Raw genomic sequence first — 15,386 nt, 5'->3', positions numbered from 1 at the left:
CATACAAACCCCCACTTAGTGTTTAAAATGTCTTACTCCGGTAAACACCATGGCAATTCCATATTCATCTGCTTTTTTAATTGAATCCTCATCACGAATGGAACCACCTGGCTGAATAATCGCTGTAATACCTGCTTTTGCAGCAGCTTCAACAGTATCATCCATTGGGAAAAATGCATCTGATGCAAGCGCAGCACCTTCCGCTTTTTCTCCTGCCTGTTTCAATGCAATTTCTGCCGCACCGACACGGTTCATTTGTCCTGCACCAATCCCGATGGTCATATCCTCATTTGCCACAACGATGGCATTGGACTTTACATGCTTTACAACCTTCCAGCCCAGCTTTAATGCTTCCCATTCTGCATCTGTCGGCTGTCTTTTCGTCGCTACTTTAACAACAGCATCGTCTAGGGTAAAGCGGTCCTGGTCTTGAACGAGTAATCCGCCTTCGATCGTTGTCATTTTCTGTTCCTGTTTCTTCACACCATCAAACGAAATGATTAACAAGCGAAGGTTCTTTTTACTTGTTAGGATGGATAATGCTTCCTCCGAAAAGGACGGTGCAATGATAATTTCTAAAAAGATTTCGTGAAGTTTTCTAGCTGTTTCGGCATCTACTTCTCGGTTGAAAGCAATAATTCCGCCAAAAATCGATACAGGATCTGCTGCAAATGCTTTATTAAACGCGTCCAAGCTTGTTGTCCCTGTACCGACTCCGCATGGATTCATATGCTTCACGGCAACAGCCGCTGGCTCAGTGAATTCTTTTACAATTTGCAGTGCTGCATCGGCATCATTGATATTGTTGTAGGAAAGCTCTTTACCATGAAGCTGCTCTGCGTAGGCAATCGAAAACACAGAGCCAAGAGGCTTTTTATAAAAAACAGCTTGTTGATGGGGGTTCTCTCCATATCGTAAGGTTTGCTTTAATTCATATGTAACGGTTAATTTTTCTGGTGTCTCTTCCTGAGCTAAATCTGTCATGTAACCTGCAATGAGTGCATCGTAGGCTGCCGTGTGACGGAACACTTTCGCCGCTAGCTTTCTTCTTGTTTCGATTGTTGTTTCTTCATTCGCCTGCAACTCCGCAATCACTGTCGGGTAGTCAGTGGGATCCACTACAACCGTGACATATTGATGGTTTTTCGCTGAGGCACGAAGCATCGTTGGACCGCCAATATCGATATTTTCAATCGCGTCCTCCACTGTTACATCTGGTTTTTCAATGGTTTGCTGAAATGGATACAGATTAACGCAAACAAGCTGAATTGCCTCAATTCCATGTTCATCCAGCTGTTTTTGATGTTCCACATCATCTTGTTTGGCAAGCAGACCACCATGAATAAATGGATTTAACGTCTTAACGCGTCCTTCTAAAATTTCCGGGAATCCAGTGACATCACTCACGCCCAATACAGGAATCCCCTGTTCGTGAAGCATCTTTTTCGTCCCGCCGGTTGAAATAATTTCAAAGCCAAGTGCAACTAATTCCTTGGCAAATTCTCCTACTCCGGTTTTGTCAGAAACACTAATAAGTGCGCGTTTTTTCTTCATTAATGACCTCTCCTCTGGTTAACAACATTTGTAAAATGGATGGATAGAGCTTATGTTCAATCGCTTGAATTTTCTCCTGCAGGCTTTCTCGTGTTTCACTTTCTTCTACACGAACTCGTTCCTGAACAATGATGGGTCCCGTGTCCATGCCTTCATCCACATAGTGGATCGTAACCCCACTCCATTTTGCTTTTGCGGCCAGCGCCTGACCAATGGCATCTTTACCGGGAAAATTAGGAAGCAGGGAAGGGTGGATATTCACAATTCGTCCCTCAAACTCTTTAAGCAAGGTTGGGCCAATCAAACGCATATATCCAGCAAGGACGATAAAATCGACGTTTCTTTCCTTTAATAGAAAAGAAATTTCCTTTTCATAATCCGCCTTACTAGGATACTCCTTTGCGTGAAAAACAAAAGAGGGGATGTGCGCCTTCCTTGCTCTTTCGATCGCATACGCTCCGGGTTGATCACATATTAACATGGTTAAATCGGCAGACAACTCTCCTGATTGCACCTTATCGACGATGGCTTGAAAATTACTTCCGCTCCCTGAGGCAAACACTGCAAAGCGTTTCATTCCCACTCACCAAATCCTTTAATGCGAATTCCTTCTTGGTTGGTGACTACACCTATTTCATACGCCGTTTCTCCAGCTTCCTGGAAATGCTGAATTAAGTCTGCTACCTCTTCCTTATCAATAGCGACCACCATTCCGATGCCCATGTTAAACACATTATACATCTCATTGTAACCAATTTGTCCAACCTCAGATATCAGCTTAAACACGGCTGGAATATGCCAGCTTTTTTCAATCAACTCTGCACCAAGACCAGCAGGGAGCATCCGCGGAATATTCTCAATAAAGCCTCCGCCTGTGATATGTGCTATTCCTTTTAGCTTGAATTTCTTTAATGCGGACAAAATAGGCTTTACATAGATCTTAGTCGGTTTAAGTAATTCTTCCCCTAATGTACACTCTAGTTCATTCACATATTCAATCAATGACCAGTTGTTAAATACTTTTCTGACAAGGGAGTAGCCATTACTATGGATACCGCTAGAAGCTAATCCAATTAACACATCTCCCGGCTTTATAGCTTCACCCGTAATTAACTGCTGCTTTTCACATGCTCCAACCGTGAAACCGGCAAGATCATACTCGTCTTCACGATAAAGGCCCGGCATTTCCGCCGTTTCACCGCCGATTAACGCGCAGCCTGCCTGCTCACAGCCATCTGCAATGCCTTTCACAATGGCCTCAATTTTTTCCGGAATAGCCTTTCCACACGCAATATAATCTAAAAAGAAAAGAGGTTCTGCTCCTTGGACGACGATATCATTCACGCACATGGCAACCGCATCAATCCCAATGGTATCGTGCTGGTCCATCATAAAAGCTATCTTTAATTTTGTCCCAACCCCGTCGGTGCCTGAAACCAGAACTGGCTCTTTCAAGTTGAGAGCGGACAAATCAAATATGCCCCCGAATCCGCCTAAGCTGCCTATTACACCGGCTCTTGCTGTTTTTTGGACATGTTTTTTCATACGTTCCACCGCTTCGTATCCTGCTTCGATATTTACGCCTGCTTGTTTATACGCGTTTGTCATGCCAGTGCTCCCTTCCTATTTTTGATAATAATATTGGAGTGTATCCGGATAAATTTCTGTTGGATAATTTCCGGTAAAGCAGCCAAGACAATAGCCGTCCGTGCCTTCCTGACCGAGCGCATGCATCATGCCATCTACTGTTAAAAAGGTTAAGGAATCGGCCCCAATCAGCTGACGAATGTCCTCGACCGATTTATCTGAGGCAATTAATTCTTCTTTCGTTGAAGTATCAATGCCATAAAAACATGGATTTTTAATCGGAGGAGAGCTAATCACCACATGTACCTCTGTTGCTCCTGCCTCCTTTAGAAGCGAGACAATTCTTCTGCTCGTTGTTCCACGGACAATCGAATCATCAACCATGACGACACGCTTTCCTTCGACTACCCCGCGAACCGCTGACAACTTCATTTTTACCCCTTGTTCCCTTAGTGTTTGAGAAGGCTGAATAAATGTCCTCCCCACATAGCGGTTCTTAATTAAGCCCATTTCATAGGGGATTCCCGCCTCTTCTGCATAGCCAATAGCGGCAGAAATACTCGAATCTGGGACCCCTGTCACGACATCCGCATCAATAGGGGCTTCAAGTGCTAATCTCTTTCCTAGGTTTTTTCGAGCTGTATGCACATTGATTCCATGAATATTGCTATCCGGTCTGGAAAAATAAACATATTCCATCATACAAATGGCCTTGGTCGTACTGATAGCAAATCTCTCAGAGGTTAATCCGTTTTCATTAATGATCAGCAGTTCTCCAGGCATAATTTCGCGGATATATTCTGCACCCACCACATCAAATGCACATGTCTCAGAAGCCACTACGTAAGCATCCCCTAACAACCCAAGTGAAAGAGGTCTCAGACCATGCGGATCAAGGGCCACCATTAATTCCGTTTCCGTCATAATTAAATAGGCGTACGCTCCTTTTAGCATGGAGAGCGCATTTTTTACGCGATCATTAAGATGAGGATAGCCGCTTCTTCGTATAAGATGGGCCAATACTTCTGTATCAGAGCTTGTTTGAAAAATACTTCCCTGCGTCTCAAGCTGGTGTTTCAAGGAATTGGCATTGACTAGGTTTCCATTATGGGCAAGAGCAAGACTGCCGCTTTGTGAATGGAACAAAAGGGGCTGGACGTTCTCATAGCCGCCCCCTCCTGCTGTCGCATATCGAACATGACCGATGGCAGCCGAACCGGTTAATTTTGTCATCGCTTCAGTTGTAAATATCTCTGACACCAATCCCTCGCCTTTTACACCTTTGAGTGTTTTCCCATCAGAGACAACGATGCCGGTTCCTTCTTGGCCGCGATGCTGCAAGCTGTGAAGTCCGTAATAGGTTAACTGGGCCGCATCCGGATGTCCCCAGACACCAAAAATACCGCATTCTTCATTTAATCCCTTGATTTCAGCAAGCATGGGATGGCTCCTTTCCAAGCAGCTTTCAGTTCGTTTACTGAAGCTTCGAGAACAGATTCATTATCATTCATCACACGTAAAGCTCCAGAAGCATTTACCTGACCGATTAGCTTGGCTTTTACAAAACGTTCAAACGCTATTTGATTCTCTTCTTTTACCGTTAATAGAAAACGAGATTGGGTTTCACTAAATAAGGCAGTGACAGGGTCTCCTTCAATGGTTACCTCTGCCCCCAGTTGTTCATTAGCGAAAAGACATTCCGCGAGAGCCACACCCAAGCCGCCTTCAGACAGGTCATGTGCAGATTGAACCAACCCAGCACGAATTGCCGCTAGGACCGTATCCTGTCTTTCTTTTTCAAAAATTACATTTAATTCAGGTGCTTGACCAAAGATTCGGCCATGAATCAGTTTTTGTAATTCACTACCACCAAACTCAGGGTTCGTCTCACCTACAAGGTAAATAAGGTCGCCGCTGTTTTTAAAATGTTGCGTAGTAATATGGTCAATATCGGTTACTAAGCCCACCATACCAATAACTGGTGTCGGATAGACTGCAGTACCGCTAGTTTCGTTATATAATGACACGTTCCCGCCGATGACAGGAGTTTGGAGGACGCGACATGCCTCGCTGATTCCATCCGCTGCTTTTTCAATTTGCCAGAATACCTCTGGCTTTTCTGGATTTCCAAAGTTCAGGTTATCGGTAATCGCTAACGGCTCTGCACCGGAACAAATAATGTTACGCGCCGCTTCCGCCACGGCAATTTTCCCGCCTGTTTCCGGATCCAAATAGACATAGCGTGAGTTGCAATCAACCGTCATCGCTAAAGCCTTCCTTGTTCCGCGAATCCGAAGAACCGATGCATCTGATCCAGGAGAAACAACCGTGTTTGTGCGAACCATGTAGTCATATTGCTCATACACCCATTCCTTGCTGGCCACGGTTGGCTGGCTCAGAATTTTTACTAGTGTGCCTTTTAAATCGTCGACTTGAGGAATCTCTTGCTCAGTTGCCTGGAACTCCCTAAAATAAGCCGGCTCTTGGGATGGTTTATGATAAACTGGTGCATCCTCTGCTAGAGCATCCACCGGTACATCTGCCACCGTTTCCCCTCTATGGATTAAGCGCAGTTTCTTATCGTCCGTTACCGTTCCAATCGCCACTGCTTCTAAATCATATTTTTTAAAAAGAGACGTAATTTCCTGTTCTCTTCCCTTTTTAACGACGATCAACATGCGTTCCTGGGACTCAGACAGCATCATTTCATAGGCAGTCATCCCTGTTTCCCGCTGCGGTACAAGGTCTAAATTCATCTCAATGCCCATTCCCGCTTTACTTGCCATTTCTGCAGACGAGCTGGTAAGTCCGGCTGCACCCATATCTTGAATCCCTACAAGTGCATCGGATTGAATGAGTTCAAGGCAAGCTTCTAAAAGAAGCTTCTCCATAAATGGATCGCCGACTTGAACTGCTGGACGTTTTTCATCGGATTGTTCGTTTAATTCCTCGGAAGCAAACGTAGCACCGTGGATTCCGTCGCGGCCTGTTTTTGCTCCTACATACATCACCGTATTACCTACACCATGGGCCAGACCCTTTTTAATATCCTTATGGTCAATAAGGCCGACACACATCGCATTCACCAGTGGATTGCCTTCATAGCAAGGCTCGAACTGGATTTCGCCGCCAACCGTTGGAATGCCAATACAGTTGCCATAACCGGCAATCCCGGCAACAACCTCTTTAAATAAATAACGAACACGAGCTGAATCCAGCTCACCAAAGCGAAGCGAGTTTAATAGAGCGATAGGACGTGCGCCCATGGAAAACACATCACGGATAATCCCGCCGACACCAGTTGCCGCACCTTGATACGGCTCAATCGCCGATGGATGGTTATGGCTTTCAATTTTAAAAACTACGGCCTGGCCGTCGCCGATATCAACGATCCCCGCTCCTTCACCAGGACCTTGAAGTACTCTATCACCCGTAATCGGGAATTTTTTCAGCACCGGCTTTGAGTTTTTATAGCTGCAATGCTCCGACCACATGACTGAAAAAAGACCTGTTTCCGTATAATTAGGCGTACGGCCTAAGAGCGATTCAATCATTGCAAATTCTTCATCGGACAAACCCATTTGCTGATAGATTTTTTCTGTTTTAATTTGGGTAGGATTTGGTTCAAGCGTTAACAACATATGCTTCCCTCCAAGCCTTTACAATTGATTGAAACATTTTTAGTCCATCTGCCCCGCCTAACAGCTCATCCACTGCACGTTCAGGGTGTGGCATCATTCCAAGGACATTGCCCTTTTCATTTACGATTCCCGCAATATTTTCGAGACTTCCGTTTGGATTTTCCTGATAAGTAAATACGATTTGGTTATTTGCTTTTAGTTTCGCAAGCGTTTCTTCATCACAGTAGTAATTTCCTTCTCCGTGAGCAACAGGGATTGTGATTGCTTCTCCTTGTTGATAGTCGGCAGTAAACATCGTTTGGTTGTTTTCCACTCTTAGTTGGACCGGCTTGCAGATAAAGGAAAGACTCTCATTCCTGCGCATCGCTCCAGGCAACAGCCCGGCCTCAAGAAGAATTTGGAATCCGTTACATACACCCAGGACTGGCTTGCCTGCTTCGGCCGCTTTTACGACCTCTTTCATGACCTTGCTAAAACGAGCGAGTGCACCTGAGCGGAGGTAATCTCCATAGGAGAAACCACCAGGCAGCAAAATTCCATCAAACTCTTCTAGGCTCTCAGTATCGTGCCAAACATATTCCACTTGCTCACCCAGTTCATTTTTTATCGCATGGTACATATCGATATCACAGTTCGAGCCTGGAAAAACGATCACCGCAAACTTCACTGAGCGACACACTCCTCTACCTCGTATCGATAGTCTTCGATCACTGGATTGACAAGTAAGCTTCTGCACATTTCATTTACTATTTCATCGATGTCCTGCTCTGATTTTTCAATAGTGAGTTCCATATATTTTCCGATTCGCACATCGGCCACTTGCTTGTAGTTGAGTGAATGCAGTGAGTGTGTGACTGCTTTCCCTTGAGGATCTAATACACTTTCTCTAAGAGTGACATATACCTTAACTTTATACATGCTGATGACCTCCAAGTCTCTCTAAAATAGTCTCATAGGCTGTGGTTAGACTACCTAAATCACGACGGAAAACATCCTTATCGAACTTTTCGTTGGTTGCTTGATCCCACAGTCGGCACGTGTCAGGGGATATTTCATCGGCAAGGAGAATGCTTCCCTTTTCGTCTTTACCAAACTCTAGCTTGAAATCGATGAGACGGATACCTAGCTCTGAAAAGAAGCTGGATAAAATAGCATTTACCTCGAGTGCTTTTCCTCGTAAAATATAGATTTCTTCTGTTGTAGCGATATTTAGCTCAAGAATATGGTCAATTGTGATGAGTGGATCGCCTAATTCATCATCTTTTAGATAAAATTCCACAATCGGTGTGGTTAGTTTTTTGCCTTCTTCGATTCCCAATCTTGTTGAAAGGCTTCCTGCTGCGACATTGCGAACGACGACTTCAAGCGGGATAATGCTTACTCTTTTCACCAGCTGTTCCGTTTCTGAAACGCGCTCGATAAAGTGTGAATCGATCCCGTGTTCTTTAAGCTTTAAAAATATCAAACTAGTAATCTCGTTATTTAATCGGCCTTTGCCGGCAATGTCTGCCTTTTTTTGCCCGTTGTATGCGGTGGTGGAATCCTTGTACTCTACCAAAACAGTGTTATCGTTGTCTGTTGTGTAAATGCGTTTCGCTTTTCCTTCGTATAAAAGTTCTTTCATGGATTGGTTCGCTCCTTGTTCGCAATATTGGGAATCTTCAGACTGTAAATAGGCTGGTTGTGCCATGTCCCTTGGTTTATTTTTGGTTGGGGGTCACGTTGTGATGCTTTACGCGACCGCCAACCCTTTTTTTTCTTTGTTTGGGGCTCGTAGATCCTCTCTATGCGACCGTTAACCCTCTATTTTCTCTGTTTGGGGCTCGTAGATCCTCTCTACGCGACCGTTAACCCTTTTTTTCCACTGTTTCGGGCTCGTAGAACCCTTCTACGCGACCGGCTGCTCTCTTTTTCCTCTGTTTCGGGCTCGTAGGTCCTCTCTACGTTACCGCAAACCCCTTTTTCAAGATAGTTCGGGCTCATAGAACCCCTAGCCTAGCTTCTACACCTTCACCCATTCAACCCTAATCGGTCAAAAATCGTATCTACATGCTGTAGATGGTAGTTATAGTCAAAGCAATCGGCAATTTCAACCGGTGACAGCAACGAAGTAATTTTACCATCTGCTTCAATCAAACCACGGAATGGAACCTGATTCTCCCACGCCTCCATCGCTTTCGGCTGTACCGTATCATACGCCTCTTCACGTGATAACCCTTTATCAATCAGCGCAAGTAGCACACGCTGTGAGTAAATCAACCCAAGCGTCCGGTCCATATTTCGTTTCATATTTTCCGGATACACAGTAAGATTTTTAATAATATTACCGAAACGGTTTAACATATAATTCAAGCCAATCGTCGCATCTGGCAATATAATTCGTTCAGCAGAAGAATGCGAGATATCACGCTCATGCCACAGCGGCACATTTTCATAAGCCGTCAGCATGTACCCACGTAGAACTCGGGCAATTCCCGTCATATTCTCGGAACCAATTGGATTCCGTTTATGCGGCATTGCCGAGGAACCCTTTTGACCTTTTGCAAAAAACTCTTCTACCTCACGCGTCTCACTCTTTTGCAATCCGCGAACCTCCACCGCAAACTTCTCAATGGACGTCGCAATCAAAGCAATCGTGGACATATAGTGAGCATGGCGGTCACGTTGCAACGTTTGAGTTGAAATTGGTGCCCGTTGCAGTCCTAACTTTTCACAAACATACTGCTCTACAAACGGATTGATATTTGCATATGTGCCTACCGCACCAGAAATCTTACCAAACTCAATTCCTTCGGCAGCCTGCTTAAAGCGTTCCAGATTGCGCTTCATTTCTTCGTACCAAAGCGCAAGCTTCAGCCCGAATGTTGTTGGCTCCGCATGAACACCGTGAGTCCGACCCATCATAACGGTCATTTTGTGTTCCATGGCTTTGTTCTTTAAAATCTCAACAAAGTTTTCTAGATCTTTTTGTAAAATTGCATTCGCCTGCTTTAAAACATAAGAAAGTGCTGTATCCACCACATCTGTTGACGTTAATCCGTAATGCACCCATTTCCGCTCTTCCCCTAATGTTTCGGACACCGCGCGGGTAAAGGCCACCACGTCGTGTCGTGTTTCTGCTTCAATTTCTTTGATGCGCTCAATATTGAAGGACGCGTTTTGGCGTAATTTTTCAACATCCGCCTTTGGAATATCACCTAGCTCCGCCCATGCCTCACAGGCTAGAATTTCTACCTCCAGCCAGGCATTAAAGCGGTTCTCCTCTGTCCAAATGGCACCCATCTCAGGTCTTGTGTAACGATCAATCATGTTTTATCCCCCGATCTTTTCTTTTGCTGTGTTCCAAATACTGCTCATTTCGAGCTCCTTAAGAGCGTCCGCAGTTGTTTCTCGTAAAAGTGTAACATGACCCATCTTCCGTTTCCATTTAGGATCTTCTTTTCCGTACAGATGAACCTTCCAATCTTTTTGGGTAGGAATCTCTCTATACAAGGTTTCAAGATGCTCTCCTAATAGATTGACCATAACGGCTGGTTTTAATAGCTCCGTGCTTCCTAACGGCCAGTTACAAATAGCACGTATATGCTGCTCAAACTGTGAGGTCTCGCAAGCTTCTATCGAAAAATGCCCGGAATTATGCGGCCTTGGTGCCAGCTCATTAACATATATGGTCCCATCATTCGTTAAAAACATTTCTACTGCCAGTGTGCCCACTAATTCAAGAGAATCTGCTAATTCCTCCGCCTTTTGAACAGCTGCTGCTACAACAGTCTCTGAAATCCTCGCTGGGACAATCGTTTGATGTAAAATATTATCGACATGAATATTTTCAGCTACAGGGAAAATGGCTGTTTCACCATTTTGCTTGCGTGTCACAATGACAGATAGTTCTTTTTCAAATGGAATCCATTTCTCCAACACACATGGACCTAGTTCACATAGAGCCTTACCCTCTAACACGTCTTCCGGATGGTGAATGACAAGCTGCCCCTTCCCATCATACCCGCCTCTTGCTGTTTTTAAGACCGCCGGGTACCCAACTGCATCTATTTTTAACAATAAATCATGCAAGCTCCGTATCACCTCATAGGGGGCAACTTCGATACCCGCCTGCTGAATCACTCGTTTTTCCTTGATCCGATCCTGTGTAATTGTAAGTAGAGTTGGACCTTGCGGCACATAGGCATGCTCACATAACCAGCCTAACGTATCTGCATCTATATTTTCAAATTCGTATGTAATGACATCGCTCATCTCTGCTAACTTACTGATGGCCTCTCGGCTATTGTATGCACCAATCACTTGCACATCAGCTACTTGGCCGCAGGGAGAGTCTGGTGTCGGTTCTAAAACGGCAATTCGAAAGCCCTGTGCCTTTGCTGCTAGAGCCATCATTCTTCCCAACTGACCTCCACCAATTATGCCAATAGTTGCTCCTGGTAAAATCACTTTAGACAAGCTGATCACTACTTTCTAAGACTTCTAGTTTAATAGCTTCTCTTCTCGCTTCTAATTGATTAGCAAGCTTCTGATCTTCTGTTGCTAAAATTTGTGCGGCCAAAAGACCTGCATTTATAGCCCCAGCTTTTCCAATGGCCACCGTTGCCACTGGCACACCACCTGGCATTTGCACAATGGATAGCAGGGAATCTAATCCTTTTAAGGCTTGTGATTGAATGGGAACACCGATAACCGGAAGAGTTGTCTTTGCCGCTACCATGCCTGGAAGATGCGCTGCACCGCCTGCTCCCGCTATGATTACCTTTAGCCCTCTGTTTCTAGCTTCTTCAGCATAGGTAAACATCAAATCAGGCGTCCGGTGCGCTGAAATCACCTTTTTCTCATAGACAATTTCAAGCTGATCAAGAATGTCACATGCATGCTTCATTGTTTCCCAGTCCGACTTGCTCCCCATGATGATGCCAACTTTCATTCCTACTCACCCTTTTCTCTTAACTTGTCACACGAATGGACATCAAGGTAAAATACAAACAAATAGAAAATACCCGAAACAAATAGCCTCTCGATAAGAGAAAGCCATTTGCCCGGGCATTAGAAAGAATTCATAAATAAACGTAAGGGGACTTCCCCTTATTGCCGAACATATAGACTTTCCCTCATAGTCCAATAATTTACGGTTATTGGGTAGAAACTTATGGGCCATATTCCCATGGATATATGAGGGTAAAGATTAATTGTTACATCTGATAGCTTTATCTTACCAACCAACCCAATCGTATGTCAACAATAATATCGAACATTATTTTTAAATAATACTACAATGTTCGTGTTTTACTCCGACAACTGGGCTTCAAACACGATTTCACGACCGACTGGTTCGTAAATAGTTTCGTTTCCCTTTTTCACTTCTCGAAAAATGGGTTTCTCTGTACGCCGGACAGGAACATAACCTTGCTGTTTCATTCTATTCAAGCAATCCTCAATACTTTCATTTTCCTGGACCTCAAATTTCTGCTTCTTACTCATGAAAATAATTTCCCTCTTTTCACTGATTTGACCCAGAAACCACCATGGATGGATTTCGGTTCATAGGTAATGATGAATGCCTTAGGATCCAAACTTTTTATCGCATCATATAGTTTTAATTCAAATTTTCTTGGGGTGAGTATTTGCATCGCCATCCGGTCGCCTTCAAGTCCATTTGCTTCCCAATTGGTGACGCCATACCCTTTTTCTCTTAGAATTTTAGGAAGGTCTTTATCATATTCCTTTGTTATTACATTAACAGTAATATAGCCTAGAGCCAGCTTTTCTTCAATCTTCATACCGGCAATGACACCGACACCATATCCAACCGCGTAGGCTATAAGGTTTTGAATTTCATTGAGATTATTTAATACCAGACCCAGTCCAAGCACATAAATAACCACTTCAATCGTACTAAGAAATGCTGCGAGATAGCGCTGCCCCTTTAAAGTTAGTATCATCCTTATGGTAAAAAAAGAAACATAGACAATATTGATGAGCAGAATAATCACTACCATGATAAAACTGTTTTCTAACACAAGATGTCCTCCTCCACGATTGCTTCCTACCACTTTAACATATAATTTCCTATGGGTCAGTCCTTAAGTGTTGTAATATGCCCCGAATTTTCCAGAGTTTGTGAAGTATGCAGGTCTTCTGCTTGCTTGAGAAGCATCGTGTCCTCGGCTAGTCGTATCTCGTAATTGTATAATGTTTGGGCAATTATTCTCCTAGTTTGTTTTGCGGCATCCCAGTAAAAAGCGTCATCAACCAATCCGGTAATCGTGTATTCAATTCCTCTGAAGGAAGCATTTAAAGATGTCATCCCGTAAACTTTAAATGGCTCAACGATACATTCTGTCGCGTCTAATTTCATGCATGGCTTGTTTACTTCATTGATTTTTTCACAAGCCAATTCTAGAACCTCCCATACCTTATCAGGATTTTCCCGATAGCTGATGACCACTCTCTCGATGACACGCATTTGATTGATATTGTAATTATGTATTTGCTTGATTTCGCCGTTACTTATAGTTAATAGTTTGCCACTCCACTCCCTGAGTTTAATAAATCTTAGTCCTATTTCCTCAACTGTTCCGTTGAAGGTATTGTTAATCGTAATGAAGTCACCTTTATGCAGCTGCTTCTCATATATTAAGAAAATCCCTGAAAGGATATCTCTAATCAGGCTTTGTGCACCAAATCCGACGATCACTCCGACTACTCCAGCCCCCGTAAGAACTCTGCCAAAATGGGTGACATATTGAGAGATGGCAAAAAAGATAAAGCTTAAAGTGGCGGTATACTTTGTTAATGATCGGATCATACTCTCGATCGTTTGTTCTTTTCGTTCCTCAATAAAATGAGTACGCTTAAAAAAATCATGGACGAGTTTATTGATAATATAAACACAAATCCATGCAATCACAGCAGCCAAAATAATACTCGTCAATTTATATTTATGGAGCAAATTCAACCAATCCATCATTTCACCTTCTTCTTTTATCACCCATAGTGTTTACAATTGAATGCAAAATAATTTTTAGAAACTTATGCACTCTAAATAATAGGTAGACACATTCTATTGATTGAGGAGTTCCTATGATTAAGAAAACACTTATAATCGTACTTTTTTTAACAGCTTTTCATGCAAGTGTATTTGCGAGTGCCTCGATTGCAACCACCCAGGCGGCTTTTATTAGAGACAATGATTTGTGGGTTAAAGTAGTTGATAAGGAAGAGCGGATTACAAATGGAGACTTAATAAGATATCCAAAATGGTCGCATGATGGCTATTGGATTGCTTATTTAAAGGGGGCAAAAGATGCTGATGAAACTTTCTTCATCGGAGATTTGTGGCTTTATAATATTAAAATGAAAAAGCAATTTAAAGTAAAAACAAATGTATCTAAAAATTTCGCTTGGTCACCACAAGGCAATCAACTCACTTTTCTTGTAAATGATGCTTTATTTTTCTTCAATTCGGATCCTTCTAGTCTTTATCTGGCTACTCCTATTGCTACAAATGTAGAGAATGTTTCATGGTTCCCTGATGGTAAAAGGTTATTGATTTCCTCAAGGAAAAAGGCTGAGCTTCATTCAGACATGATCATTTCAGAAGTGGTTTTCGATAAGGACAAGCCAAAGATTAAACCTATTTACACCATACCTATCGGGGAAGATGAGTACTATGTGAGTACGAGCGCCTTTAAATGGTCTGCGGACAAAAAGTGGATTAGCTTTTTATTAATCCCAACTGCTTCGTTATCTGCTGATAGTAATACTTTGTGTTTGTTTTCATTTGACGGGCAGATTTTTAAAAAGGTTGATGAAATGTTAAATGATGAAAACTGGTTTCGATGGTCACCCTGGAAAAATGAGCTCGGTTATATAGGTGGCTCAGGTCGAGAGGCACAGAAAGATAAACAATTAAAGACAGTCTTCATTCCGGGATTACGAAAAGAGATACTTACACCTAATGGTTATGTGGATCGTGATTTTTTTTGGAATAACTCCCACACTCTCATTGTCTCACGCTCTAAGGAAAGTGAACTAGTGGACATTGCTAAGCGCCCATTACCAAGTTTAAATAAGATTAGCGATACACAAGTGACCCAGGTTACCTTTCCTTTAAAAAACGAAGGGGATTTTGCACCACAAATCGTTCATAATCAACTGGTTTGGGTAAGGACAAATAGGAAGACCGCTAAAATACTTGTTTCTCGAGCAGATAAAAGGAAGGAAAAGGTTTGGATTAATAATGTTACTGTTGCAAGCTGGTATTATGAAAAGTGGCATTGGGATGAGGTATTTGATTTATACAAGAGGTGGGACTAGATTCGGTATTGAAGACAGTTTTATTCGTGTTTTGTGCCATTTTTGCATGGTTTTGTGCAGATATTAGGTGGTTTTGTGCCATTTTCAAAAACTTTTGTGCCGTTTTTGATGTGTTTTGTATTTTTAACCATATAAAGGAAATTTTTTCCATCAATTTAACAAGAATGAAAAAAGACAACCCTTTACAGGTTGTCTTTTCATTTGCCTGGCAACGTCCTACTCTCACAGGGACTTTCGTCCCAACTACCATCGGCGCTGAGAAGCTTAACTTCCGTGTTC

At 43.0% G+C, this 15,386-nt stretch carries 15 protein-coding genes, 1 rRNA gene and 1 riboswitch; of the genes, 1 reads left to right on the top strand and 15 read right to left on the bottom strand.

The features are described 5' to 3' along the window. Positions 1-15: 15 nt before the first annotated feature. The 14 genes from purH to AC3A54_RS18295 form a co-directional block, all read right to left on the bottom strand. Complete coding sequence (purH, locus tag AC3A54_RS18360; RefSeq protein ID WP_487655607.1) at positions 16-1,554, bottom strand: bifunctional phosphoribosylaminoimidazolecarboxamide formyltransferase/IMP cyclohydrolase; 1,539 nt, start codon at positions 1,552-1,554, stop codon at positions 16-18. Beyond that, positions 1,529-2,131 carry a phosphoribosylglycinamide formyltransferase gene (gene purN, locus AC3A54_RS18355; protein ID WP_335544463.1) on the bottom strand — a complete coding sequence of 201 codons (603 nt, stop codon included), beginning with the start codon at positions 2,129-2,131 and terminating at the stop codon, positions 1,529-1,531. Before purN ends, purH begins: the two co-directional genes overlap by 26 nt. Next, complete coding sequence (gene purM / locus AC3A54_RS18350; RefSeq protein ID WP_335544462.1) at positions 2,128-3,162, bottom strand: phosphoribosylformylglycinamidine cyclo-ligase; 1,035 nt, start codon at positions 3,160-3,162, stop codon at positions 2,128-2,130. The genes purN and purM overlap by 4 nt, the downstream gene beginning before the upstream one ends. Positions 3,163-3,177: 15 nt before the next feature. Continuing rightward, positions 3,178-4,581 (bottom strand): amidophosphoribosyltransferase, encoded by a 1,404-nt coding sequence (gene purF / locus AC3A54_RS18345; protein WP_487655606.1) that lies wholly within the window; start codon positions 4,579-4,581, stop codon positions 3,178-3,180. Beyond that, positions 4,557-6,782, bottom strand: a complete 2,226-nt coding sequence (gene purL, locus AC3A54_RS18340) for a phosphoribosylformylglycinamidine synthase subunit PurL (RefSeq protein ID WP_487655605.1) — start codon at positions 6,780-6,782, stop codon at positions 4,557-4,559. The genes purF and purL overlap by 25 nt, the downstream gene beginning before the upstream one ends. After that, positions 6,766-7,449: a phosphoribosylformylglycinamidine synthase subunit PurQ gene (purQ, locus tag AC3A54_RS18335; protein WP_487655604.1), complete on the bottom strand. Its 684-nt coding sequence runs from the start codon at positions 7,447-7,449 to the stop codon at positions 6,766-6,768. The genes purL and purQ overlap by 17 nt, the downstream gene beginning before the upstream one ends. Next, positions 7,446-7,700, bottom strand: a complete 255-nt coding sequence (gene purS, locus AC3A54_RS18330; protein WP_335544458.1) for a phosphoribosylformylglycinamidine synthase subunit PurS — start codon at positions 7,698-7,700, stop codon at positions 7,446-7,448. The genes purQ and purS overlap by 4 nt, the downstream gene beginning before the upstream one ends. Then, positions 7,693-8,406 (bottom strand): phosphoribosylaminoimidazolesuccinocarboxamide synthase, encoded by a 714-nt coding sequence (purC, locus tag AC3A54_RS18325; RefSeq protein WP_487655603.1) that lies wholly within the window; start codon positions 8,404-8,406, stop codon positions 7,693-7,695. Before purC ends, purS begins: the two co-directional genes overlap by 8 nt. A 386-nt stretch (positions 8,407-8,792) precedes the next feature. Next, on the bottom strand, positions 8,793-10,091 hold the full coding sequence (gene purB, locus AC3A54_RS18320) for an adenylosuccinate lyase (RefSeq protein ID WP_487655602.1): 1,299 nt from the start codon (positions 10,089-10,091) through the stop codon (positions 8,793-8,795). Between the two features lie 3 nt (positions 10,092-10,094). Continuing rightward, positions 10,095-11,249 (bottom strand): 5-(carboxyamino)imidazole ribonucleotide synthase, encoded by a 1,155-nt coding sequence (purK, locus tag AC3A54_RS18315; RefSeq protein ID WP_487655601.1) that lies wholly within the window; start codon positions 11,247-11,249, stop codon positions 10,095-10,097. After that, complete coding sequence (purE, locus tag AC3A54_RS18310) at positions 11,233-11,715, bottom strand: 5-(carboxyamino)imidazole ribonucleotide mutase (protein WP_308081418.1); 483 nt, start codon at positions 11,713-11,715, stop codon at positions 11,233-11,235. The genes purK and purE overlap by 17 nt, the downstream gene beginning before the upstream one ends. A gap of 167 nt (positions 11,716-11,882) precedes the next feature. After that, a riboswitch (purine riboswitch) is annotated at positions 11,883-11,984 on the bottom strand. A 90-nt stretch (positions 11,985-12,074) separates the two neighbouring features. Continuing rightward, a complete protein-coding gene (locus AC3A54_RS18305) occupies positions 12,075-12,269 on the bottom strand; it encodes an NETI motif-containing protein (RefSeq protein ID WP_308081419.1) in 195 nt (64 codons plus the stop codon). Then, positions 12,266-12,808 carry a DUF2179 domain-containing protein gene (locus AC3A54_RS18300; RefSeq protein WP_487655600.1) on the bottom strand — a complete coding sequence of 181 codons (543 nt, stop codon included), beginning with the start codon at positions 12,806-12,808 and terminating at the stop codon, positions 12,266-12,268. The genes AC3A54_RS18305 and AC3A54_RS18300 overlap by 4 nt, the downstream gene beginning before the upstream one ends. Before the next feature lie 56 nt (positions 12,809-12,864). Further along, on the bottom strand, positions 12,865-13,758 hold the full coding sequence (locus AC3A54_RS18295) for a mechanosensitive ion channel family protein (protein WP_487655599.1): 894 nt from the start codon (positions 13,756-13,758) through the stop codon (positions 12,865-12,867). A gap of 113 nt (positions 13,759-13,871) precedes the next feature. Here AC3A54_RS18295 and AC3A54_RS18290 point away from each other — a divergent pair, with 113 nt between their 5' ends. Beyond that, positions 13,872-15,107, top strand: coding sequence for a translocation protein TolB (locus tag AC3A54_RS18290; protein ID WP_487655598.1), 1,236 nt, complete (start codon positions 13,872-13,874; stop codon positions 15,105-15,107). Between the two features lie 203 nt (positions 15,108-15,310). Here the strand turns inward: AC3A54_RS18290 and rrf are convergent. Continuing rightward, positions 15,311-15,386, bottom strand: a 5S ribosomal RNA gene (gene rrf / locus AC3A54_RS18285); the annotation flags it as partial.

Source organism: Neobacillus sp. Soil_C_43, assembly GCF_057656715.1.
Note: the sequence above shows the minus strand (reverse complement) of the source record. Positions and strands in the feature narration are given on the sequence as shown.

What these genes read in the sequence shown, in the direction of transcription:
- purH (WP_487655607.1), bottom strand. Translation starts at nt 1,554, where the DNA reads ATGAAGAAAAAACGCGCACTTATTAGTGTTTCTGACAAAACCGGAGTA.
- purN (WP_335544463.1), bottom strand. Translation starts at nt 2,131, where the DNA reads ATGAAACGCTTTGCAGTGTTTGCCTCAGGGAGCGGAAGTAATTTTCAA.
- purM (WP_335544462.1), bottom strand. Translation starts at nt 3,162, where the DNA reads ATGACAAACGCGTATAAACAAGCAGGCGTAAATATCGAAGCAGGATAC.
- purF (WP_487655606.1), bottom strand. Translation starts at nt 4,581, where the DNA reads ATGCTTGCTGAAATCAAGGGATTAAATGAAGAATGCGGTATTTTTGGT.
- purL (WP_487655605.1), bottom strand. Translation starts at nt 6,782, where the DNA reads ATGTTGTTAACGCTTGAACCAAATCCTACCCAAATTAAAACAGAAAAA.
- purS (WP_335544458.1), bottom strand. Translation starts at nt 7,700, where the DNA reads ATGTATAAAGTTAAGGTATATGTCACTCTTAGAGAAAGTGTATTAGAT.
- purC (WP_487655603.1), bottom strand. Translation starts at nt 8,406, where the DNA reads ATGAAAGAACTTTTATACGAAGGAAAAGCGAAACGCATTTACACAACA.
- purB (WP_487655602.1), bottom strand. Translation starts at nt 10,091, where the DNA reads ATGATTGATCGTTACACAAGACCTGAGATGGGTGCCATTTGGACAGAG.
- purE (WP_308081418.1), bottom strand. Translation starts at nt 11,715, where the DNA reads ATGAAAGTTGGCATCATCATGGGGAGCAAGTCGGACTGGGAAACAATG.
- AC3A54_RS18305 (WP_308081419.1), bottom strand. Translation starts at nt 12,269, where the DNA reads ATGAGTAAGAAGCAGAAATTTGAGGTCCAGGAAAATGAAAGTATTGAG.
- AC3A54_RS18295 (WP_487655599.1), bottom strand. Translation starts at nt 13,758, where the DNA reads ATGATGGATTGGTTGAATTTGCTCCATAAATATAAATTGACGAGTATT.
- AC3A54_RS18290 (WP_487655598.1), top strand. Translation starts at nt 13,872, where the DNA reads ATGATTAAGAAAACACTTATAATCGTACTTTTTTTAACAGCTTTTCAT.